Source organism: Desertibaculum subflavum, assembly GCA_003576705.1.
Lineage (GTDB): Bacteria > Pseudomonadota > Alphaproteobacteria > Ferrovibrionales > Ferrovibrionaceae > Desertibaculum > Desertibaculum subflavum.
Map to the genome: position 1 here is coordinate 1 of QOZS01000038.1, position 22698 is coordinate 22698.

Sequence of the window (22698 nt, forward strand, 5' to 3'; positions counted from 1 at the left end):
GACGTCCGGCGCCGCCGCGATCGACCAGCGCCCGGCCGGAGCGCGCGCGATCGCGCGGGCGAGGTGGCGGCCGGCCTCGGCGGCCACGGTCGCGGCGCTGGGCAGCCTTCCCTCGCCGGCGCAGGTGGCGCAGCTCTCCATCTGCCGCTGGTCCAGTGCGACGCCCTGGCGTCGGCGCGTCATCTCCACCAGGCCGAAAGGCGAGAGGTCGGCGATGCGGGGGCCGGCGGAATCGCCGGCGAAGGCCTCGCGCAGGGCCCGCATCAGCCGCGCCCGGCTCTCGTCCTCCCGCAGGCGAATGAAGTCGATCACGATGACGCCGCCGATATCGCGCAAGCGGATCTGCCGCGCCGCCTCGGCGGCGGCTTCCAGGTCGACGCGCAGCCGCGCCGTCTCGGCATCGCCCGCCGCCCCGACGCCGCCGGCATCGACGTCGATCGCGGTCAGCGCCTCGGTCGGTTCGATCACGATGGCACCGCCGGATGGCAAGGGCACACGGCGTGACAGCGCCAGCTCGATCGCGCCCTCGATGCCGCGCATCTCGAACAGTGGCTCGCGTTCGCCGTGCTGGCGCAGCCGCGCGAGCAGATCGGGCGCCACGGCGAGCAGGGCCGCGTGCAGCTCGGCATAGGCATGCCGGCCCTCGACGACGATGGCGGCGGGATTGCCGCCGGCCTCCAGGATGCGCTGCAGCACCAGGCTCGGCGGCGGCGCCAGCCGGCGCGGCGGCGTCGCGCCGGACAATGCGGCCGCGATCGACCGGTAGCGGGCCGCCAAGGCGCGGGCCTCGGCCAGGATGGCATCGGATGGCAGGGCCGCCGCCGCCGTGCGCAGGATGAAGCCACCGTCCGCAGCTTCCGGGGCGACCAGCTCGGCAAGGCGCGCGCGCTCGGCCTCGTCTTCGACGCGGCGGGAAATGCGGATGCCCGCCTCCCGCGGCGTGTAGACCAGCGCCCGGCCGCTCAGCTTGATGGCCGCGGTCAGCCGCACGCCCTTGTCGCCGACCGGGTCGCGGATCGCCTGCACGACGATCGCCTGGCCTTCGCGCACGCGGCTCGCGATGCCGGCATCCGGGCTGGACGAGGGGATCTCGGCGGCGGCGAGGAAGCCAGCCTTGGCCTCGCCGATCTCGACGAACGCCGCCTCCATGCCGGGCACCACGCGGCGCACGCGTCCGAGCCAGATGGTATCGATCAGGCTTCGCGAATCGTCGCGCAGGATGTCGAGGGCGGCGAGGCGGCCGTCTTCCACCCGGGCGATGCGGGTCTCCAGCGGGCTTTCCTCGACCAGGATCTCCACCGTCATCGCTCGGCCTCCTTCGGCATGAAGCCGAGGCCGGCCAGAAGGTCGGCCGCCTCGGCCAGCGGCAGACCGACGACGTTGGAATACGAGCCTTCGATCCAGGGGATCAGCCGGGCCGCGTGGCCCTGGATGGCATAGCCGCCGGCCTTGCCGTGCCATTCGCCGGTGGCGAGATAGGCGCGCTTCTCGGCCGGGCCGAGCAGCTTGAAGCGCACCGCGCTGGTGACCACCCGGCTGCGCTTCAGCCCCGCCGGCGTGACGACGGCGATGCCGGTCATCACGCGATGCCGGCGGCCGGAGAGCAGATCGAGACAGCGCGCCGCCGTCGCTTCGTCCTCCGCCTTTGGCAGGATGCGCCGGCCGCAGGCGACCGCGGTGTCGGCCGCCAGCACGAAGGCGCCGGGCCGGGCCCGCGCCACCGCCGCCGCCTTGGCCTCGGCCAGGCGCAGGACGTACTTGGCCGGCAGCTCGCGCGGCTTCGGCGTCTCGTCGATCTCGGCGGGGACGACGGCATCGGGGTCGAGCCCGATCTGCCGCAGAAGCTCGAGCCGCCTTGGCGAGGCCGAGGCGAGGACGAGCGGCGCTCGCGCGCCCAACGGAATCGCGTCCGCTATTTGAAGCGGAAGGTGATGCGCCCTTTGGTCAGATCGTAGGGCGTCATCTCGACCATGACCTTGTCGCCCGTCAGCACGCGGATGCGGTTCTTCCGCATCTTGCCCGAGGTGTGGGCCAGCACCTCGTGTTCGTTCTCCAGCTTGACCCGGAACATGGCGTTGGGCAGCAGCTCCGTCACCACGCCGGGAAATTCCAGCATCTCCTCCTTCGGCATCCGGTCGTCCTTGGGAAATTGCAATCGGGCGTGAACATGGGAGCGGCGGCCCGAGCGGGTCAAGGCAAATCCGGCCGATCCGCCCGGTTCCGGCGCGGATTCGGGCGCCCGGCGCATGAATCGAGCGTCAGGTCGGCTGGTACCAGGAGACATGCGCGGCAACGATGCGCCAGCCCTCGGGCAGGCGGGCCCAGCTCTGGCTCTGCCGGCCCAGCTTGCCGCTCTGGCTGCGCCGGTATTCGCAATTGGCGGTGGCGAAGTCACGACCGAAGGTGGTGATGACCACCCGGGTCAGTTCGCGGCTCATGTCGATCGCCGGCCGTCCGGCCCGGAAGGCGGCGATCTCCTTGTGGCCGTACAGGTTCTCCCCCAGGCCGTAGCGCAGCACCTTGTCGTCGGCCCAGAAGAAGCCGTCCAGCGCCGCCACGTCGTTGCCTACCAACGCCTTCTCATAGGCCATGAAGGCCGCGCGCACTTCCTCGACCACCTCGGGCAGATTGATCTGCATGCCACTCCCCTCGCCGCCGGCCCTGCCGGCCCTTCGCAGCCGCAGCAAGGATCGGGCCATCGCCGGCCTGCTTCGTCAATTGTCGAAACCCGCATCGTCGCTATGATCCGCGCCGCCATGCAGGAGGCCACCCGGGCATCATGACGCGTATCGTGGAGATGGTCGCCGTTCTCGCGGCGGCGCTGGTCTACCTCACCGCCGAGACCGCGCGCGACGAGACGACGCTCTATCCCGTCCGCTGCATGGCTGGCCGCGGCGGCAGCTGCGAGATGCTGGAGCCGCTCCGGCGCACGGTCTATCACGTGGTGCCGGGCAGCGGCTCCGTCGTCTACTGGTCGCCCGATTCGGCCGACAGCGCGCCGGCCAGGCTCGGCGACTGTGCCATCATCGACCCGCGCAACTGGACCTGCGCCGGCCGCGGCGGCGGCGCCGTCCGCGTCCGCGACGGCCTCGGCCATCGCGGCGATTTCGGCGTCGACCAGTCGGTCATGTTCGTGCGCTGGTACCAGTGGCACACCGCCCGCCTGCTCGGCGGCCTCGCCCCCTTCGGCGTACCGCGCCAGTTCGACTGAACAGGTCGCGCCGCGGGTTGCCGGCTAACGGCTCGTGCCGTCCGCCGGCAAGGGGGCGAAGACGTGTGCCAGGGCAGGCGGTCCTGCTTTCCAATGCAGCTTTGCCTGGATGAGCACGGGCCCCCAGTATGTGAAGCGCGCGCCGAATTGCGGATCCTCGCTGCGAGACACGCTGACAACGTTCTTGAAAGCCGGCCCTGCCCACCATTCGACCCGCTCGGGCGGCTCGTAATCGTCACGGCCGATCTGGCCCTCGATACGCACCCGCGCCTCGCTTCCCTGCTGCGGGTCGAGTGACGGCAGAATCTCGATGACCGGAAAGTTCCGCCGGGTCGCGTGGATGGCTTGCTGGCGGGGTGCTTCCAGTTCTTCCACCTCGGCCGGCGACGCCTCTCGCACCGCCGCCACGCCGGCCGATGCGGCTTCGCGTGGAAGCTCGAAATGCCGGTCGCTGACCCGCAGCGTTTGCCAGCGCCAGTCGATCGGATCCAACGCCGAGTTATCCGGTTTGGTGCGGACCAGCCCGCGTGTCTCGACATGAATGCGGACGCGCTGCAACAAAGGGTCCCAGCGCAGCGTGATCATGTTGTAGGTATTGGTGACACCGGGACCTCTGCCCAGATCGCTGCTGCCGGCGGTGCCACCGGCAGCAATCATCAGTGGATAGCCATGATTGCCGATCCAGGCGCAGACGGGGTCGTACCAGAACGTGAACGGCACGTGCTTGTGGCCATGCAGTATCAGGTGAAATCCGTACTCGCGCAGCCGCTCGAGCAGCGCGTTGGAATTCACCAGCGCGCTGTAGCCCTCCTTCGCTTCGGCCAGGCCCGGCAACTGCACCGGATGATGGTGCACCAGTGCCACCTTGATGGCCCGGCGGCGCGCCTCTGCATCGATCTTGTCCAGTTCATCGCGCAGCAAGGTGATCGCCGCCTGGTCGACCTGTCCTCGGTTCTCGACATCCTTCTGGATGTAGGCCGCCGAATTGATCTCGGCGACGATCAGGCCCTGCTCGGATTGATCGACGATGCGCGTCAGGCCATCGGGCTTTGCCGGATCGATGCGGCATTGGCGCAGGTCGCCGTAGAGATTGCTGAAGCCGAGCCACCGGCCTCGCGGAGTCTTTTCGCCCCAATGCAGATCGTGATTCCCGGGCACCAGAAAGATGTCCTCAGGGCGGGTCTGCCAACCGGTGATGCTCGCCGCCGAACAGCCGTCGATAAAGGCTCGCGCGTCGTCAAACTCGGTGTCTTTCGCGGTCTCGGTCAGGTCGCCGGTGATGGCGACCACCACCCGGGTATTGGGATCGGGACGGCCATCCGCCCGTCGAGCCGCCGGCGGGAAGCCGGAGGGTGTCGGCGGTGCGCCACGGTCGGCGAAGGTTCCGATCAGCCAGTCCCGTTTCAGCGTCTCGAGCAGCTTCGGCCAGCCCTTCGCGACGGCCGGATGTCCATCCGGCGGCAGTGGCGGCTGGAAGGCGTGCTGGGGTCCGAAGTGCAGGTCGCTGACATGCACGATGCTCAGCTGGCGCCAGGCGGACATCAGCGCACCATCCGCCAGCCGATTGCCGCGAACGGCGCGCCGGCGGGAAGCGATCCGCGTTGATCCTCCGACAGTCCGACCGCGATCATCGGCCCGCTGGCCGAACGGGTATTGCCTGGGATCATGCGCATGCGGAATGCCGGGGGCTCGTCCGGCTTGCGCATCGGCTCGCTCCAGACCAGCAGATCGACCACGCCGGGTCCGGCGTTGCTGACGATCACCTGCGCCGCGCCGAACCCTTCATGAATGACCGGGCGCCGCGACGGCTCGACATAGCTGATGCCATCCCACATAGCGCTCCCTATGCGGTTGCCCGCACAGCATAGCAGACAACAGCCGACAAGTCCGCCTGGCTGTCCGCGGGCCGGGCGCGCGGATCACGTCATCGGCGTCGCGTCGCCTCTACCGTGTCGGACGACCCCAGGGCACGAACCAGACCGCGGCGGCGGCGGCAATGCCGAAGGCGGCCATGGCGACGCCCACCAGGGCGAACATCGACCATTGCGGCGCGCCGGTCGAAGCCAGCCACCAGCCGCCCAGCGCCACCACGGCGAGCCTGAGCGTGCCGGCCAGCACCGGCCCCAGCACCTTGCCGGCCCCCTGCGAAGCGAAATAGAGGCAGAGGCCGAGGCCGAAGAAGACGTAGCCCGGACCCGACCAGATCAGATAGGCGCGGGCGGAGGCGAGCACCGCCGGGTCGTCGGTAAAGCGCATCGCCCAGAGGTCCGGCATGACGGCCACCGCGGTGCCGACGGCGCCGACGATGACGGCCGAGAGCAGCCCGCCGGTCCAGGCGACGCGCCGGGCGCGCGCCACGTCGCCGGCGCCGATCGCCATGCCGACCAGCGGCACGCAGGCGACGCCGATGGCAAACGTGATCGGGATCAGCAGGAATTCCAGCCGCGAGCCGATGCCGTAGCCGGCCAGTGCTTCGGTGCCGAACGATGCGATCAGCCGCGTCAGGATCAGCACGGTCAGCACCGTCTGCACCGGCGACAGGCAGGCGACGGCGCCGACCTTGAGGATGTCGTAGAACATCTCGCGCCGCAGGCGCAGGCCGCCCAGGCGCAGGGTCACGCGGCCGCGCCCGGCGAGCAGGAACCAGAGCAGGAAGACGGTGCCGCCGCTGAAGGCTATGGCCTGGCCGAGCCCGACGCCGACCATGCCGAGCTTCGGCATCGGGCCGAGGCCGAGGCCCAGGCTGCCGCCGATGACGACCTGCGCCGCGGCGACCAGGAACAATGTGGCGGACGGCACCTTCATGTTGCCGGTGCCGCGCACGACGGAGGCGAGCGTGTTGGTCAGCCAGATCGCCGGCGCGCCGAGGAAGATGATGTTGGAATAGCGCAGCGCCTCGTCGAGCGCCGCGTCGCGGCCGCCGAGCAGCGTGTAGATCGCGGTGCCGAAGGCGAGGAAGACCGCCAGGAAGAAGATGCCGGCCAGCGCGCCGATGGTCACCGCGTGCAGCGCCAGCTGCTCCGCCTTCTGCTCGTCGCCGGCGCCGAGCGCGCGGCTGACGGCGGAGGAGACGCCGCCGCCCATGGCCCCGGCCGACATGGTCTGCATCAGCATCACCATGGGGAAGACCAGCGCCATGCCGGCCAGTGGCGCGGTGCCGAGCAGGCCGACATAGACGGTCTCGGCGATGGCGACCAGCGCGGTCGCCAGCATCGCCGCCATGTTGGGCAGGCTCAGGCGCAGCAGGGTCGGCAGGATCGGCGCGACCAGTAGCGGGCTGACCGGGCGAAGCGTCGCGGCGGGGATGGCGGGAGCGTGCATGGCTGGTCTACCTGTATATGCAGCTATTTGCCGAAAACGAAGCTCACGCGGTGAGCCGGGCGAGCGAGCGGTCGAGCACGGCGTTCAGCACTTCCGTCTCGGGCTCGCCGAGCGTGGTCTCCATATGGCGTTGTGCCTTCGCCCAGGCCGGCCGCGCCTTCTCGAACGCGGCGCGGCCGCGCGGGGTCAGGTGCAGTTGGCGCGCGCGCCGGTCGTCGGGATCGGGCACCTGCCTCACCAGGCCGTCGCGTTCGATCGGGCGCAGGTTCCGGGTCAGCGTGGTCGGGTCCATGATCATCTTTTCGGCCAGGCCGCCGATGGTGATGCCATCGTGGCGCTTGAGCTGCGCCAGCATGCCGAACTGCGTGATGGTCAGCCCGGTCGGCTCCAGGAACTGGTCGTAGATCTGCGTCACCCGCCGCGCCGCCTTGCGGATGCGCGAGCAGGTGCAGCTGAAGCGCGGGGCTTCGATGTCGTCTCGTCCGGCCATGGCGCGCAATATACCTGCATATGCAGGCAATGGCAAGCGCTCAGGTGGTGACCACCATCACGCCCTCGGGATCGAGGTGGCCAAGCAGTACCAGCAGGTGCTCCAGCCTGAGCGCGACGCAGCCCGCCGTCGGCGCATAGTCCTCGGTGGCGACATGCACGAAGACGGCACTGCCCAGTCCCGGCACCGGCGGGGCGTCGTTGTGGCCGGGGATCAGGATCACGTCGTAGAGCCCGTCCGGCCGCCACAGCCGCTCGTGCGAGCCGGCATAGGGCAGGCGGACCGGACGGTTGTAGTTCGCCGCGTCGGCCGGATCGTCGCACCAGCCGTCCTCCGGCGTGATGAGGCGGCAGGCAAGCGGCGTCGCCGGCCGCGGCAGGCGATCGGCGCGATAGAGGACGTAGCGCCAGGGGAACCGCCCGGCCGGCGTGCCGCCATCGCCCTCGCGCTTGTCGCGCACGATCCCGCCGCGACCGAGCGCGCAGGGAAAGACGAGCCGGCCGAGACGCACCTTGCCTCGCGTCGCGCCCGGGCCCTCCGCTGTCACGATCAGATCGGCCATGTCTCGCTCGCTTCCGACTGCCTTATGCTAGGCCCGATCACGCTGGAGGAAAGCTCATGCCGCGCCGCATCGTCGACCTCTCGATCTATCTCGAGAACGACGTCGTCTCCGATCCGCCGGCCTTCCTGCCGAAGATCACCTATCTGGATCACAAGAGCACCTTCGAGGGCATGGCCGCCTTCTTCCCGGGCCTGAAGCAGCAGGACCTGCCGGATGGCGAGGCCTGGGCCTTCGAGCAGGTATCGCTGATCACCCATAACGGCACCCATCTCGACGCGCCGTACCACTTCCATTCGACGATGAATGACGGCGAACGCGCCATCACCATCGACGAGGTGCCGCTCGACTGGTGCTTCCAGCCGGGCGTGAAGCTCGACTTCCGCCATTTCGCCGACGGCTATGTCGCGACCGCGGCGGATGTGGAAGCCGAACTGCAGCGGATCGGCCACGAGCTCAAGCCGCTCGACATCGTGGTGGTGAACACCCGTGCGGGCTCGCGCTACGGCAACGACGATTATGTCAGCGCCGGCTGCGGCATGGGCTTCGAGGCGACCATGTACCTGCTGGAGCGCGGCGTGCGCCTCACCGGCACCGATGCCTGGAGCTGGGACGCCCCCTTCGTCTACACGGCGGAAAAATACAAGGCGACTCACGACGCCTCGCTGATCTGGGAAGGCCACAAGGCCGGCCGCCGCATCGGCTATTGCCATCTGGAAAAGCTGCACAACCTGGAAGCCCTGCCGGGCGACGGCTTCAAGGTCGCCTGCTTCCCGATGAAGATCCGCGGCGCCTCCGCCGGCTGGACCCGCGCCGTGGCGATCTTTGACTGACGTGAGCTGTTAGACTGGTTCGATGTTCCGCCCCGGCCCGCGCAACCTGATCACCGACGTCCCCGGCATCCTGGTCGGCAATGCGGAGGATGCCCGCGCGCATACCGGCACCACGGTGGTGCGGCCCGAGCCGGCGGCGCTCGCCGCTGTCGATGTGCGCGGCGGCGCGCCCGGCACGCGCGAGATCAGCCTGCTGGCGCCGGACTGCCGCGTCGATCGCGTCGACGCCATCGTGCTCTCCGGCGGCTCGGCGATCGGCCTCGACGCCGCCTCCGGCGCCTCGCGCTGGCTCGCGGCGAACAATCGCGGCGTCGAGGTGGCGGGCTTCCATATTCCGATCGTGCCGGCGGCGATCGTGTTCGACCTGGTCAGCGGCGGCGACAAGAACTGGGGCGAGGAGCCGCCCTATCTCCGTCTCGGACGCGAGGCCTGCGCCAGTGCTTCGGCGGAATTCCGGCTCGGCAATGTCGGCGCCGGCCTCGGCGCCCGCGCCGGCAAGCTCAAGGGCGGGCTCGGCAGCGCCTCGGCGGTCGACGACGCGACCGGCGCGGCGATCGGCGCCGTCATGGTGGTGAACTGCGTCGGTGCCGTCACCGACGCGGCCGGCCATTTCTTCGCCGCGCCGTTCGAGATCGATGCCGAGTTCGGCGGCCGGCCGTCGCCGAAGGGCGGCGGCTCGCCGGCGACCGACCTGCCGGCCGAGGGGCGCATCGGCGGTCATACCTGCATCGGCGTGGTGGCGACCGACGTCGCGCTCACCAAGGCGGATGCGCAGCGCGTCGCCATGATGGCGCAGGACGGGCTGGCCCGCGCCATCCGCCCGGTGCACACGCCGTTCGACGGTGATACGATTTTCGTGATCTCGACCGGCCGGCGCCCGCTCGCCTCGGTGGTCGAGCTCGCCCGGATCGGCCATGTCGCGGCCGACTGCGTGGCGCGGGCCATCGCCCGCGGCGTCTACGCGGCGGACGATCTGGGCGACATCAGGAGCTATCGCACGACCTGGCCGTGACGCTCAGGCCGTGCTCTCGGAGGGACACCCAATGAAGACCACGATGCTGCTGGCGCTGGTGGCGGCTCTCGGCCTCGCCGCGCCTGGAAGTCACGCGCAGGCGAAGAAGGACACCTTGACGCTCGGCATGACCTTGGAGCCGCCGGGCCTCGATCCCACCACCGGCGCCGCGGCGGCGATCGGCGAGATCACCCACTACAACCTCTATGAGTGCCTGACCCGCATCAACGACAAGGGCGGTGTCGATCCCGGACTTGCCAAGAGCTGGTCGATCTCCGAGGACCAGAAGGCCTATACCTTCAAGCTGGTCGAGGGCGCCAAATTCCACAACGGCGAGCCGTTCTCCTCCGCGACGGTGAAATTCGCCTTCGAGCGCGCCAAGGGCGAGAAGAGCACCAACAAGCGTAAGGCGATCTTCGCCAACATGGAGGCGATCGAGACGCCCGATCCCTCGACCGTCATCATCAAGCTGAAGGCGACCAACCCGAACCTCTTGTTCAATCTCGGCGAGAATACCGCCGCGCTGGTGGAGCCGAAATCGGCCGACACCAATGCGACACAGCCGGTCGGCACTGGGCCCTTCAAATTCTCCGCCTGGCAGAAGGGCCAGTCGGTGACCTTGGTGAAGGCCGAGACCTATCGCGAGCCGGCCGCGATCAAGCTCAGCCGCATCACCTTCCGCTTCATCAACGATCCCTCGGCCATGTCGGCGGCGCTGCTGGCCGGCGATATCGACGCCGTGCCCCAGGGCGGCACCGACAACATCGACCAGTTCAAGAAGGACAAGCGCTTTACCGTCACCGAGGGCCTGACCGAGGGCGAGACCATCCTCGGCATCAACAACAAGCGGAAGCCCTTCGACGACGTGCGCGTGCGCCGCGCAATCTCGCACGCGATCAACCGGCAGGAGATCATCGACGGCGCGATGAACGGCGTCGGCGTGCCGATCGGCAGCCATTTCTCGCCGAACAATCCGGACTATGTCGACCTGACCGGCGTCTATCCGCACAGCGTCAGCAAGGCGAAGGCGCTGCTCGCCGAGGCCGGCGTCGCGCCCGGCACGGAATGGACCCTGGTGCTGCCGCCGCCGACCTACGCCCGGCGCGGCGGCGAGGTCATCGCCGCCCAGCTCGCCAAGGTCGGCATCAAGGCCAAGCTCGAGAACGTCGAATGGGCGCAGTGGCTCGACGTCGTCTACAAGAACAAGAACTACGATCTCTCGATCGTCAGCCATGTCGAGCCGCTCGACATGGTGATCTACGAGAACCCGAGCTACTACTTCCAGTACGACAACGCGGATTTCCGCAGCCTGATGCAGCAATCGCGCGCCGCGCTCGACCCGAAGGAGCGCTCGCGCCTGACCAAGCTCGCGCAGGCGAAGCTCACGGAAGATGCCGTCAACGGCTACCTCTTCATGCTGCCGCGGGTCAGCTACTACAAGAAGGGCCTCACCGGCATCTGGCAGAACGCCCCGATCTTCGTGAACGACCTGACCAGGGTGCATTGGCAGTAGTGCATCATCACTTGAATTATCGTCATGCCCGGGCTTGTCCCGGGCATCCACGGCAATCCGCAGTGCTGTCGCTAGGCGTGGATGGCCGGGACAAGCCCGGCCAAGACGCGGACGGGGTACGCACGCATGTCCCCTGAAGATCTCTGCTACACCCCCGCCGCCGATCTCGCCGCGCTGATCCGCGCGAAGCGGGTCTCGCCGGTCGAGATAATGCGCGCCGTGCTGGAACGGGTGGAGCGGCTGCAGCCCCGGCTCAACTGCTTCATCACCCTCTGCGCCGACCGCGCCCTCACCGAAGCGAAAGCCGCCGAAGCCGCGGTCATGGCCGGCGCCGCGCTCGCGCCGCTGCACGGCGTGCCGTTCTCCGCCAAGGACCTCGTGAACACCGAGGGCGTGCGCACCACCTTCGGCTCCTTCGCCTTCGAGAACAACGTGCCGAAGCAGGACGCGCCCTGCATCGCGCGCCTGCGGGCCGCCGGCGCCATCCTGTTCGGCAAGACCACGACGCCGGAATTCGGCCATAAGCCCTTCACCGAGGCGCCGCTGTTCGGCCGCACCGCCAATGCCTGGAACCAGACCCGCACCTCCGGCGGCTCCTCCGGCGGCGCCGCGGTCGCGGTGGCGGCCGGCCTCGGCCCGCTCGCCGTCGCCTCCGATGGCGGCGGCTCGACCCGCATCCCGGCCGCCTGCAACGGCGTGGTCGGCATCAAGCAGTCGCTCGGCCTGGTGCCACACGGCCAGGCGCCCGACGCCTTCGGCAACAATTCCTATTTCACGCCGACCACGCGCACCGTGCTCGACACGGGCCTGATGCTCGACGTCATGGCCGGCGCGCATCCCTCGGATCCGCATTCCTACGGGCACGCGACGACGGGCTACGCGCAAGCGGCGCGGGCGGCAGGCGACCTGAAGGGCAAGCGCATCGCCTGGTTCCCGCGGCTCGGCTACCCGAAGGTCGCGCGCGAAGTGCTGGCCGCCGGCGAGGCGGCGCTCAAGGCCTTCGAGAGCCTCGGCGCGGTGATCGAGGAGCAGCCGGACGTGCCCTCGACCGAGCCGATCTGGCTCGTGCTCACGCAGGCGAACTGGAACGCCCGCTTCCGCGACGCGGCCGACCGGCTGGGGCCGCGCTTCAGCGAGACCCTGCGCCGGCAGATCGACGGCGGCGCGCCGTATTCGGCGGTCGACCTGCAGAAGGCCTTCTTCCAGCGCACGGAGATCTTCAATCGCGTGCAGGGCTGGTTCGAGCGCTTCGACCTGGTGATGATGCCGACCTTGTCGCGCACCGCGCTGCCGATCGACCATGACTTCTTCGCCCCCATCACCATCGACAACGAGCCGGCCGATACCGTGCGCCGCGCCTGGTATCCCTTCACGCTCCCGTTCAACCTGACCGGCCATCCCGCGATCACCGTGCCGGCCGGCTTCGGCGCCGACGGGTTGCCGCTCGCGTTGCAGATCGTCGGGCCGTTCCGCGACGATGCCGCCATCCTGCGCGCCGCGGCGCTGCTCGAAGCGGCGCGGCCCTGGGCGGACAAGCGGCCCGCTCTATGAGCGGCAAGCCCGCGGTCGGCATCAGCCTCCGCCTCGACCTCGCCGACGGCATCCGCCTCGGCCCCGGCAAGGCCGACGTGCTGGAGGGCATCCAGCAGACCGGCTCGATCGCCGGCGCCGGCCGCAAGCTCGGCATGAGCTACAAGCGCGTCTGGGGCATCGTCGAGGAGCTGAACGGCATGTTCGACGCGCCCCTGGTGGAGGCGGCCAAGGGCGGCAAGGCGGGCGGCGGCGCGACGCTCTCGCCGCTCGGCGAGGCGGTGCTTGCTGCCTATCGCCGCGTCGAGGCGGAGACGGCGCGCGCCGCCGCGCGGGAGCTTGCGCGCCTGCGGCGCCGGCTGGCCGCGAGTTGATCGGGACGTCGGCTCGATATATCTTGCGGGCGATATCGCCGAACAGGTATATCGACATGTCGCTTCTGAAACTGTTTGTGCCGCTCTTTCTCGCGCTGCTGGCGCTCGCTACGCCGGCCCGCAGCCAGACCCCGCCGGTGATCGCCGCCGCCGCCGACCTGAAGTTCGCGCTGGAGGAGATCGCGCTCCGCTTCAAGGCTGAGACCGGCGGCGATGTCAGGCTTGGCTTCGGCTCCTCCGGCAATTTCGCCCGCCAGCTCGAGCAAGGCGCCCCGTTCGAGATGTTCCTCGCCGCCGACGAGGCCTATGTCCATCGGCTGGCCGATCGCGGGCTCACCGTCGACCGCGGGGCGCTCTATGCCATCGGCCGGATCGTGCTGATCGCGCCGCACAGCTCTCCGCTCAATGTCGACGGCGAGCTCAAGGATCTGAAGGCGGCGCTGGCGGATGGGCGCATCCGGCGCTTCGCCATCGCCAATCCGGAGCACGCGCCCTATGGGCGTGCCGCCGAACAGGCGCTGACCCATGCCGGACTTTGGGAGGCGGTGAAGCCGTTGCTCGTGCTCGGCGAGAACGTCTCCCAGGCGGCGCAGTTTGCTACCGCCGGTTCGGCCCAGGGCGGCATCGTCGCGTATTCGCTGGCGCTGGCGCCTGATGTCGCGAAGCTCGGCCGGTTCGCCCTGATTCCGGCGGAGTGGCATCGCCCGCTCAACCAGCGCATGGTGCTGATGAAGAACGCCACGCCAGCCGCCCGCGCCTTCTATGCCTATGTCCAGACGCGCCCGGCGCGGGAGGTGTTCATCCGCTATGGGTTCGTGCTGCCGGGGGAAACGTCCTGATGGTCTGAGCCGGGGGTTGACGACAAGTTGGACTGGACTGCGCTGGCCCTCTCGCTCCGGCTGTCGGCGGCGACGACGCTGATCCTGCTGCCGATCGGCATCCTGCTGGCGCGCTGGTTGGCCTTCCGCCGCTTCCGCGCCCGCGGCTTCGTGGAGGCGCTGATCGCGCTGCCGCTGGTGCTGCCGCCGACTGTGCTCGGCTACTACATGCTGGTTGCCATGGGCATGTCCTCGCCGCTCGGCCAGGTCTGGCATTGGGCGACCGGCGGCACGCTCGCCTTCTCCTTCGCCGGACTGCTCGTCGCCTCGATCGTCTTCAACCTGCCCTTCGCGGTGCAGCCGCTGCAGCGCGCCTTCGATGCCGTGCCGGCCAACCTGCGCGAGGCCGCCTGGGTCGGCGGCCTCTCGCGCTGGTCGACCTTCCTCAAGGTCGAGCTGCCGCTCGCGTGGCCGGGCCTGCTCACCGCCATCGTCCTCACCTTCGCCCATACGCTTGGCGAGTTCGGCGTCGTCCTGATGGTCGGCGGCAGCATTCCCGGCGAAACCAAGACCGTTGCCGTCGCGATTTACGACCGCGTGCAGGCCTTCGACGACCACGGCGCCGGAATCATGTCGCTTTTCCTGCTGGTCTTCTCCTTCGCGACCATCGGCATCGTGTACCTGGTCGGCGGCCGCATGGTGCGCGAGCGTGACTGAGGCGGCCGGGCTCCGGGTCGAGGTCACGCGGGCAGAGCCCTTTGCCATCGACGTCGCCTTCGACTGCGCGCCGGGCGAACTTGTCGCGCTGGTCGGCCCTTCCGGCAGCGGCAAGTCGACCGTGCTCCGCATGATCGCCGGCCTCGCGCGACCGCTGCGCGGTCGCGTCAGCTGCGGCGATGACCTCTGGTTCGACGCCGCTGCCGGCATCGACGTCGCGCCGCAGTCGCGGCGCATCGGCTTCGTGTTCCAGGACTATGCGCTGTTCCCGCATATGAGCGCGGGCCGGAATGTCGCCACCTCGCTCGGCCATCTGCCGCCTGCGGCACGGGCGGGGCGCGTGCGCGAGCTGCTCGCCCTGGTGCGGCTTGACGGGCTCGCCGAGCGCAAGCCCGCGGATCTTTCCGGTGGCCAGCGCCAGCGCGTCGCGCTTGCCCGCGCGCTCGCCCGTGATCCGGCGGTGCTGCTGCTGGACGAGCCGTTCTCCGCCGTCGATCCCGACATCCGGCGCGAGTTGCACGCCGAGCTTCTCTCCTTGCGCGCGCGCATCTCCGTGCCGGTCGTGTTGGTCACGCACGACCGCCAGGATGCGGCCGTTCTGGCCGATCGTTTCGTCCGGCTGGATCACGGACGTTCGGTCGAAACCGGCGATATCGCCGCGCTGCTATTGGGCGGCGCCGAGCCGGAGAACCTGTTCCGCGTCACCGTCGAGGCGCATCTGCCGGAACGTGGCCTGACGCGGCTCGCCTTCGCCGATGGTGCCTTCCTGGTTACCGTCATTGAACCGCCGCCGGGTACGCCACTCAGACTCCGCTTCGCGGCGCGCGACGTGATCCTGGCGACCCGCCGTCCGGCCGAGATCAGCCTGCGCAATGTTTTCGCCGGCCGCGTGGTCTCTGTCCGGGAGGAACGCGGCGCCGCACTGGTCGTGGTCGCGATCGGCACGGCATCGCTTACCGCCCGCATCACCGCCGATGCGGCGCACGATCTCGCCCTCGCGCCAGGACGCGAGGTCTTCGCCCTGGTCAAGTCGGTCGCGATCGATCGGAACTAGCTAGTCGAGATCCGGGAACACGTGCCGCCCGTCCGGCCCGAGCGGCAGCGGCACCGCGCGGTGCACGGCGCCGGCCGGCAGCTCGCTGTAGAGATGCGGGAACGGCTGGCCGCCGCGCGCGGCCTCCCATTTCAGCGCCGGCCCCAGGATCTCCGCCTTGACGAACAGCAGCACCAGGTCGCGCCGCCCGGCGCGGTGCTTCGCCGCCGATTCCTTGACCTGCGATGCGGTGGAGAAGTGGATGAATCCGTCGCGCAGGTCGTCGGCCGAGCCGCCGTAATGGCCGTTCGCCTCCGCCACGTGCCAATCAGCCTCGGCCGCCATGTGATAGATCGTGGTCATGCGTGCGTTGTAGCGCCGAGGCGACCTGATCGTCCAATCCGATCAGTGTTACCGGAACAATCTTCGGGGCGAGGCCGATCTCGCCTCGCTCTCGTCCCCGAAAGCCCGAGCCCGCAGGTCGGCAGGTCCGGGCCCCGGCCCCCGTGCGCCGTCGCCGACGCACGGGGGCTATTCGTTCGCGGCGGCGGCGATGGCAAGTCGGCGGCCGGGGGCGCGGCTGAGCCGCGCGCCCTCGACCAGGCCCCAGATCGCCGGGATGACGACGAGCGTCAGCACGGTGGAAGAGACCATGCCGCCGATCATCGGCACGGCGATGCGCTGCATCACTTCCGACCCGATGCCGGTCGACCACAGGATTGGCACCAGGCCGGCCATGATCGCGGCCACCGTCATCATCTTTGGCCGCACGCGCTCGACCGCGCCCTCGACGATCGAGCGGTAGAGGTCGTTGCGGCTGAAGGCACGGCCTTCCGTCACGGCCCGGGCGCGGGCCTCCTTCAGCGCATGGTCGAGATAGATCAGCATGACGACGCCGGTCTCGGCGGCGACGCCGGCCAGCGCAATGAAGCCGACTACGGTCGCGACACTCAGGTTGAAGCTGAGCCAGTGCATCATCCAGAGCCCGCCCACCAGCGAGAAGGGCAGCGACAGCATGACGATCAGGGTGTCGGAGATGCGGCCAAAATTCAGATACAGCAGCAGGAAGATGACGAGCAGGGTCGCCGGCACCACGATCCGGAGCCGCTCCTCCGCCCGCGCCAGATACTCGAACTGCCCGCTCCACGTCGCGTAATAGCCGGGCGGAAAGCGCACGGCCTGCGTCACCGCCTGCTTGGCGTCCCGCACATAGCCGCCGAGATCGCGGTCGCGGATATCGACGAAGACATAGACCGAAACCTGCCCGTTCTCGGTACGGATCATGGTCGGCCCTTGCGTGCGCTCGATCGTCGCCACCTCGCCGAGCGGCACGGCGGCACCGTTGGGCAGCGAGACCAGCACCTCGGCCGCAATCGCCTCTGGGTCGCTCCTTATGTCGCGCGGATAGCGCAGCGCCACGCCATAGCGCTCGCGGCCCTCGACGGTGGTGGTCACCGGCTCCGCGCCGATGGCCGAGGCGATGGTGCGCTGCACGTCCTCCATCATCAGGCCATAGCGGGCGATGCGGTCGCGGTCGGGCCGGATCTCCAGGAAGTAGCCGCTATTGACCCGCTCGGCATAGGCGCTGGCCGTGCCCGGCACATTGCGCAACGCCGCCTCCACACTGCGCGCGAGCCGCTCCAGCTCGCCGAGGTCGGAGCCGAATATCTTCACGCCGACCGGCGTTCGGATGCCGGTTGCCAGCATGTCGATGCGCGCCTTGATCGGCATGGTCCAGGCATTGCTGACGCCGGGGAATTGCAGCGCCGTGTCCATCTCGGCGATCAGCTTGTCGACCGTCATGCCGGGGCGCCACTCGCCTTGCGGCTTCAGGTTGATAGTGGTCTCGAACATCTCGATCGGCGCCGGGTCGGTCGCGGTCTGCGCTCTGCCCGCTTTGCCCCAGACCGAGTCTACCTCGGGAAACGACTTGATGATCTTGTTCTGGGTCTGCAGCAGTTCGGCCGATTTGGTGACCGAGAGCCCCGGAAGCGTGGTCGGCATGAAGAGCAGCGTGCCTTCGTTCAGGTTCGGCATGAACTCGGTGCCGAGGCGCTGCAGCGGGATCACCGAGGCGCCGAGCGCCGCCGCCGCGAGCACGACAGTCAGGATCTTGGCCCTCAACACCAGACGAATCACCGGCCGGTACAGCCAGATCAGCAGCCGGTTCATCGGATTGCGCGCCTCCGGAATGATCCGGCCGCGGATGAACAGGATCATCAACGCCGGCACCAGGGTGATCGACAGCAGCGCCGCCGCCGCCATGGCGAAGGTCTTGGTGAAGGCGAGCGGCTTGAACAGGCGCCCTTCCTGCGCTTCGAGCGCGAAGATCGGCAGGAACGAGACGGTGATGATCAGCAGGCTGAAGAAGAGGGCCGGTCCGACCTCTTCCGCCGCCTTGATCAGCACTTCGCGCCGGTTGGCGTCGGGGCCTGCCTGCTCCAGCCGCTTATGGGCATTCTCCACCATCACGATCGAGGCATCGACCATGGCCCCGATGGCGATGGCAATGCCGCCCAGGCTCATGATGTTCGATCCGATGCCGAACACATGCATCACCGCGAAAGCGATCAGAATCCCGATCGGCAGGGTGATCACCGCGACCAGGGCACTGCGCGCGTGCAGCAGGAACAAGAGGCACACGGCGGCGACCACCAGGCTTTCCTCGGCCAGCGTCCGCGCGAGTGTCTCGATCGCGCCGTAGATCAGGGTTGAGCGATCGTAGACCGTGGTGAAGGCGACGCCCGGCGGCAGGCTCGGCGCCAGGCCCGCAAGCTTGTCCTTCACCGAGCGGATGACGTCGACCGTGTTGGCGCCGAAGCGCTGCAGCGCGATGCCGCTCGCCACCTCGCCTTCGCCGTTGAGCTCGGCAATGCCGCGCCGCTCGTCCGGGGCAAGCTCGATGCTGGCCACGTCGCCGAGCAGGACCGGCGTGCCGTCCTTCACCTTGACGGCGATGCGCTCCAGGTCGGCGATGCCGTTGATGTAGCCGCGGCCGCGGATCATGAACTCGGTCTCGGCCAGCTCCACCGTGCGCCCGCCGACATCCATGTTGCTGGCGCGAACCGCGGCCCGGATCGCTTCGAGCGTCAGGCCGAAGGCGCGCAACCGGTTGGGATCGACCACGATCGTGTACTGCTTGACATAGCCGCCGACGCTCGCGATTTCCGCCACGCCGTCGGCCTTGGCGAGGCCGAAGCGGATATGCCAATCCTGCAGCGATCGAAGCTCGCCGAGATCACGGTCGCCGCCGGTCAGCGCGTATTGATAGACCCAGCCGACGCCGGTCGCGTCGGGACCGAGCGCGGGGGCGACGCCACGGGGCAGGCGCTGCGATGCCACGCTCAGGTATTCCTGCACGCGGCTGCGCGCCCAATAGATGTCGGTGCCGTCCTCGAAAATGACGTAGACGAAGGACACGCCGAAATAGGAGAAGCCGCGCACCACGCGCGATTTCGGCACGCTCAGCAAGGTTGTGGTCAGCGGAAAGGTGACCTGGTCCTCCACCACCTGCGGCGCCTGGCCGGGATACTCGGTGTAGACGATGACCTGGGTGTCGGAGAGATCGGGGATGGCGTCGAGCGGCACGCGGCTGACCGCATAGACGCCGGCCAGCGTCGCGAAGACGGCGCCGATCAGCACCAGGACGATGTTCTCTGCCGACCAGCGGATGACGCGCGCGATCATCGGCCGGCCTCCGTGCCGGTCTTTTCGGAAGGCTCGGCCGGCCGCTTGTCGCCGGGCGGCGCGTCGAAGGTGGTGAGGGCCGCGCGCAGGTTGCTCTCGGCGTCGATCAGGAAGTTGCCGCGCACGACGATGCGCTCGCCTTCGCTCAGGCCCTGCCGCACTTCCACCAGCCCGTCGCCGCGGGCGCCGAGCACCAGGTCACGCGGCTCGAACACGCCGTCTTCCTTGGCGATGAAGGCGACCTTGCGGCGACCGCTGTCGATGATGGCGCTGGCCGGCACGGCCAGCACCGGCGCCGCGCCGGCGGAGGCTTCAATCGTCACGTCGGCGTAAAGGCCGGTGCGGATGCGCCCGTCGGGGTTGGGCAGGTCGATCCGGACCCGCGCGGTACGCGTCGCCATGTCGAGATCGGGATAGATGAAGCCGACCTTGCCGGCGAAGGCGGTGTCGGGGAACGCCTTCAGCGTGATCCGGGCCGGCTGACCGACCTGCAACGCACCGAGATCGCGCTCCGCCACCTGCACCATCACCCAGAGCTGCGACAGATCGGCGGTCTTGAACAGCATGTCGCCGGGCTGGAAGCGCATGCCCACGATGGCCGGTTTCTCCATCACCGTGCCCCTGGCCGGCGCCGTGAGCAGGATGGACCGGACCGGATCGCCGGTTCGCCGGAGCTGATCGATCGCGGCGTCAGGAATCCCGAACAGTCGCAGATTTCCTTCGGCCGCGACGGCATCGGCCGGCCGGCCACCGCGCAGCGCCGCGAGATAGTCGGCCTGCTTCCGCAGGATCTCCGGGCTTTCGATCCAGACCCGCATCAGCGGCATGCCGGCGCGCACCTCGCTGCCGGTCAGCGCCACGTGCAGCTCTTCGACGAAGCCGCCGAAACGGGCTGTGACGACCGCAAGCCGCGCTTCGTGCAGCGCCACCGTGCCGGTGGCGCGAACCGGTCGTACCAGCGCGCGCCTGGTCACCGCCTCGGTCTGCACGCCGGCGCGCTGCACCTTGGCCAGGCTGACGCGCACCGTGCCGGGCGCGTCCTGGGTCTCGTCCTCGTAGACGGGGATGTAATCCATCCCCATCGAATCCTTCTTCGGCACCGGCGAGACATCCGGCAGGCCCATCGGGTTCCGATAGAAGCGCACCTTGCGCGCCCCCGGCTTGGGCTCGGCCGGCGATGCGGCGGCCTCCGCATGTGCCTCCGGTGCGCTCGGTAGGAACGCCGGGAGGGAGTCGCCGTACCGGGCGACCGCCAAGGCGCCGACGACGCCGCCCATCAGGGCGCCGGCAATCAGGGTGATGATGCGGGTCATGATCTCGATCCTCCAGCGGCGCGCGGAAACGGGCGCAGCTCGCCGTCAAGCCACTCGGAACAACCGCCGCCCGCAGGGGCGACGGTTCAGGCGGGGATCGAGGCTGTGGGGGGTCTGAAGGGCGGTGCGGCTGCTGCCGATACGAGCGGAGATGCGGGCGTCATCAGGTGCGTCGCCACCGTTTCCGCCGATGGCGCCGCGCCAAGCTCCACCCCCAGCATCGGCGCGCCCGCCCCGCATTGCACCGCGCAGGCCAGGGCACCCTGGCAGCCGGGCATGCCGTGCTCGCCGCAACCGCTGTCGGCGTTGAGGCAGGCACAATCGGTCTTCGCCGCCATGACATGCGGCACCGGCGCGCCGCCGGCAATCGACGGCATCGCGAAGGCGATCGTCAGCGCGATCAGCAGGCTGAGAAAGCGGCGCACCATGATTTTCTTAGACCACAGAGATATCGCCGTTGTCTTGACCCATCGCAATCAATCCCCGGTGAAGGGGCGTCGGACCACGTTTGGCCGAAGCTGGTGCCGCCCCGCGCCATCAATCCACTTGCATTCAGATATGGTTTGCTATATTATACAAATACATTCGCTTTGGAGGCATGATTTGAGCATAGAGAGAGGCTGCTGGCTGGGGGAACGGTGCGGGGCCTGCTGTGATCTGAGCCGAACGGGCCAACTGGGTGTCGAGTGGCTGCGAGCGGAACGGATGTGCCGCGGAACGGATGTGCCGCGGCACAGACGTGCCGCGGAACAGACGTGCCGCGGAAGAGACGTGCCGCGGAACAGACGTGCCGCGGAACAGACGTGCCGCGGAACAGACGTGCCGCGGAACGGATACGCCGCGGAACAGATGCGCCGCGGCGGCGGGTCGCCTTGCTGGGCGAGGGGGCTTTGCTATAGTGCCGCGCCCTTGGGCAAATACGCAGATTCGCGGGGGTTTTTTTGGATGGCCGAACACGGCTCGATGGATATCACCCAGCATCGCGAGACCTATGCCGGCGTGATGACCGTGACGAAATGGGGGGTGATCCTCTCTGCGATCGTTCTCGTCCTGATGGGTATCTTCCTGACCTGACCGCCCCTCGCGCGTGGGGGGCCCTCTGTCCGGGGGAGGAAGAGGAGACGGTATGATCATCGCGATTCCGAAGGAACGGCGCGCCGGCGAGAAGCGCGTCGCCGCCACGCCCGACAGCGTCAAGAAGCTGATCGGCCTCGGCCAGCAGGTCGTGGTGGAGGCCGGCGCCGGCGCCGGATGCAGCATCCCGGACGACCACTACACGGCCGCGGGCGCCACCATCGCGCCGGATGAGGCGTCCGCGCTGAAGGATGCCGACCTCGTGCTGAAGGTGGCGCGGCCGCTGACGGCGGCCGAAGGCACCGACGAAGTTGCGCTGATGAAGAAGGGCGCCAGCCTGATCGGCATGCTGGCGCCGCTGCAGAACAGGGAGCAGGCGAAGACCTACGCCGCGCAGGGCGTGCAGGCCTTCGCCATGGAGCTGGTGCCGCGCATCACCCGCGCGCAGTCGATGGACGTGCTGTCCAGCCAGGCGAACCTCGCGGGCTACAAGGCGGTGCTGGATTCGACCCTGCATTTCGGCCGCGCCTTCCCGATGATGATGACGGCGGCGGGCACCGTGGCGCCGGCCAAGGTGTTCATCATGGGCGTCGGCGTCGCCGGCCTGCAGGCGATCGCCACCGCGAAGCGGCTCGGCGCCGTGGTGATGGCGACCGATGTGCGCATCGCCACCAAGGAGCAAGCGGAAAGCCTCGGCGCCAAGTTCGTCATGGTCGATGACGAGGAATCGCGCGAGGCGCAGACCTCCGGCGGCTATGCGAAAGAGATGTCGGACGCCTACAAGGCGAAGCAGGCCCAGCTGATCGCCGACACCGTGCCGAAGATGGACATCATCATCACCACGGCGCTGATCCCCGGCCGCAAGGCGCCGGTGCTGGTCAGCGAGGCGATGGTGAAGACGATGAAGCCCGGCTCCGTCATCGTCGATCTCGCGGTGGAGATGGGCGGCAATTGCCCGCTGTCGCGGCCCGACGAGGTCGTCGAGGTCGGCGGCGTGAAGATCGTCGGCTACACCAACGTGCCGAGCCGCCTCGCCGTCGACGCCTCCTCGCTCTATGCCCGCAACCTGCTCAATTTCATCACGCCCCTGATCGACAAGCAGTCGAAGGCCTTCAAGATCGATTACGAGGACGAGATCATCAAGGGCACGCTGCTCACCCGCGACGGTCAGATCGTGCATCCGCAGCTGCAGCAGTCGCAGGCATAGGGGGCC

At 69.0% G+C, this 22698-nt stretch carries 24 protein-coding genes; 11 read left to right on the forward strand and 13 right to left on the reverse strand.

Annotated features, from left to right (window positions below; genetic code table 11):
• From DT074_RS18775 to hpxZ, 4 genes are all read right to left on the reverse strand, one after another.
• On the reverse strand, positions 1–1305 hold a 1305-nt coding region (locus DT074_RS18775), incomplete at its 3' end, for an Rne/Rng family ribonuclease (RefSeq protein WP_119421400.1).
• The gene (locus DT074_RS18780; protein WP_119421401.1) at positions 1302–1898 is read right to left on the reverse strand and encodes a Maf family protein; all 597 of its coding nucleotides are present in this window, start codon (positions 1896–1898) and stop codon (positions 1302–1304) included. The genes DT074_RS18775 and DT074_RS18780, both read right to left, overlap by 4 nt.
• 14 nt (positions 1899–1912) lie before the next feature.
• Positions 1913–2131, reverse strand: a complete 219-nt coding sequence (infA, locus tag DT074_RS18785) for a translation initiation factor IF-1 (protein WP_119421402.1) — start codon at positions 2129–2131, stop codon at positions 1913–1915.
• Positions 2132–2258: 127 nt separating this feature from the next.
• Positions 2259–2639: an oxalurate catabolism protein HpxZ gene (hpxZ, locus tag DT074_RS18790; protein ID WP_119421403.1), complete on the reverse strand. Its 381-nt coding sequence runs from the start codon at positions 2637–2639 to the stop codon at positions 2259–2261.
• A gap of 140 nt (positions 2640–2779) precedes the next feature.
• On the opposite strand from hpxZ, the gene DT074_RS18795 reads away from it, so the two are divergent.
• Positions 2780–3211 carry a hypothetical protein gene (locus DT074_RS18795; protein ID WP_119421404.1) on the forward strand — a complete coding sequence of 144 codons (432 nt, stop codon included), beginning with the start codon at positions 2780–2782 and terminating at the stop codon, positions 3209–3211.
• A gap of 24 nt (positions 3212–3235) precedes the next feature.
• On the opposite strand, the gene DT074_RS18800 is transcribed toward DT074_RS18795, so the two are convergent.
• From DT074_RS18800 to DT074_RS18820, 5 genes are all read right to left on the reverse strand, one after another.
• The gene (locus DT074_RS18800) at positions 3236–4753 is read right to left on the reverse strand and encodes a metallophosphoesterase (protein ID WP_119421405.1); all 1518 of its coding nucleotides are present in this window, start codon (positions 4751–4753) and stop codon (positions 3236–3238) included.
• Positions 4753–5046: a hypothetical protein gene (locus DT074_RS18805; RefSeq protein ID WP_119421406.1), complete on the reverse strand. Its 294-nt coding sequence runs from the start codon at positions 5044–5046 to the stop codon at positions 4753–4755. Before DT074_RS18805 ends, DT074_RS18800 begins: the two co-directional genes overlap by 1 nt.
• Before the next feature lie 109 nt (positions 5047–5155).
• Entirely contained in the window at positions 5156–6532 is a 1377-nt protein-coding gene (locus DT074_RS18810) for an MATE family efflux transporter (RefSeq protein ID WP_119421407.1), read from the reverse strand.
• A gap of 43 nt (positions 6533–6575) precedes the next feature.
• Complete coding sequence (locus DT074_RS18815) at positions 6576–7022, reverse strand: MarR family winged helix-turn-helix transcriptional regulator (protein ID WP_119421408.1); 447 nt, start codon at positions 7020–7022, stop codon at positions 6576–6578.
• A gap of 40 nt (positions 7023–7062) precedes the next feature.
• A complete protein-coding gene (locus DT074_RS18820; protein WP_119421409.1) occupies positions 7063–7584 on the reverse strand; it encodes a L,D-transpeptidase family protein in 522 nt (173 codons plus the stop codon).
• 56 nt (positions 7585–7640) lie between these two features.
• Between DT074_RS18820 and DT074_RS18825 the strand changes: the two genes are divergently transcribed.
• The 8 genes from DT074_RS18825 to DT074_RS28145 all read left to right on the forward strand — a co-directional run bounded on the left by DT074_RS18825 (position 7641) and on the right by DT074_RS28145 (position 15432).
• On the forward strand, positions 7641–8414 hold the full coding sequence (locus tag DT074_RS18825; RefSeq protein WP_119421410.1) for a cyclase family protein: 774 nt from the start codon (positions 7641–7643) through the stop codon (positions 8412–8414).
• A gap of 22 nt (positions 8415–8436) precedes the next feature.
• Complete coding sequence (locus DT074_RS18830; RefSeq protein WP_119421411.1) at positions 8437–9426, forward strand: P1 family peptidase; 990 nt, start codon at positions 8437–8439, stop codon at positions 9424–9426.
• Between the two features lie 31 nt (positions 9427–9457).
• Positions 9458–10939, forward strand: a complete 1482-nt coding sequence (locus tag DT074_RS18835) for an ABC transporter substrate-binding protein (RefSeq protein WP_119421412.1) — start codon at positions 9458–9460, stop codon at positions 10937–10939.
• Positions 10940–11065: 126 nt separating this feature from the next.
• Positions 11066–12490: an amidase gene (locus DT074_RS18840; protein WP_119421413.1), complete on the forward strand. Its 1425-nt coding sequence runs from the start codon at positions 11066–11068 to the stop codon at positions 12488–12490.
• A complete protein-coding gene (locus tag DT074_RS18845; RefSeq protein WP_119421414.1) occupies positions 12487–12843 on the forward strand; it encodes a winged helix-turn-helix domain-containing protein in 357 nt (118 codons plus the stop codon). Before DT074_RS18840 ends, DT074_RS18845 begins: the two co-directional genes overlap by 4 nt.
• Positions 12844–12899: 56 nt before the next feature.
• Entirely contained in the window at positions 12900–13682 is a 783-nt protein-coding gene (modA, locus tag DT074_RS18850; RefSeq protein ID WP_119421415.1) for a molybdate ABC transporter substrate-binding protein, read from the forward strand.
• A gap of 27 nt (positions 13683–13709) precedes the next feature.
• Complete coding sequence (modB, locus tag DT074_RS18855) at positions 13710–14378, forward strand: molybdate ABC transporter permease subunit (protein WP_119421416.1); 669 nt, start codon at positions 13710–13712, stop codon at positions 14376–14378.
• Positions 14371–15432, forward strand: coding sequence for a molybdenum ABC transporter ATP-binding protein (locus tag DT074_RS28145; RefSeq protein WP_162915010.1), 1062 nt, complete (start codon positions 14371–14373; stop codon positions 15430–15432). The genes modB and DT074_RS28145 overlap by 8 nt, the downstream gene beginning before the upstream one ends.
• On the opposite strand, the gene DT074_RS18865 is transcribed toward DT074_RS28145, so the two are convergent.
• From DT074_RS18865 to DT074_RS18880, 4 genes are all read right to left on the reverse strand, one after another.
• Entirely contained in the window at positions 15433–15774 is a 342-nt protein-coding gene (locus DT074_RS18865) for a DUF952 domain-containing protein (protein ID WP_119421417.1), read from the reverse strand.
• Between the two features lie 168 nt (positions 15775–15942).
• The gene (locus tag DT074_RS18870; protein WP_119421418.1) at positions 15943–19098 is read right to left on the reverse strand and encodes an efflux RND transporter permease subunit; all 3156 of its coding nucleotides are present in this window, start codon (positions 19096–19098) and stop codon (positions 15943–15945) included.
• The gene (locus DT074_RS18875) at positions 19095–20411 is read right to left on the reverse strand and encodes an efflux RND transporter periplasmic adaptor subunit (RefSeq protein ID WP_119421419.1); all 1317 of its coding nucleotides are present in this window, start codon (positions 20409–20411) and stop codon (positions 19095–19097) included. The genes DT074_RS18870 and DT074_RS18875 overlap by 4 nt, the downstream gene beginning before the upstream one ends.
• Before the next feature lie 86 nt (positions 20412–20497).
• Positions 20498–20839: a hypothetical protein gene (locus tag DT074_RS18880; RefSeq protein WP_119421420.1), complete on the reverse strand. Its 342-nt coding sequence runs from the start codon at positions 20837–20839 to the stop codon at positions 20498–20500.
• Positions 20840–21356: 517 nt separating this feature from the next.
• Between DT074_RS18880 and DT074_RS18885 the strand changes: the two genes are divergently transcribed.
• Complete coding sequence (locus tag DT074_RS18885; RefSeq protein WP_119421421.1) at positions 21357–21485, forward strand: aa3-type cytochrome c oxidase subunit IV; 129 nt, start codon at positions 21357–21359, stop codon at positions 21483–21485.
• 52 nt (positions 21486–21537) lie between these two features.
• Complete coding sequence (locus tag DT074_RS18890; protein ID WP_119421422.1) at positions 21538–22692, forward strand: Re/Si-specific NAD(P)(+) transhydrogenase subunit alpha; 1155 nt, start codon at positions 21538–21540, stop codon at positions 22690–22692.
• Positions 22693–22698: the final 6 nt, after the last annotated feature.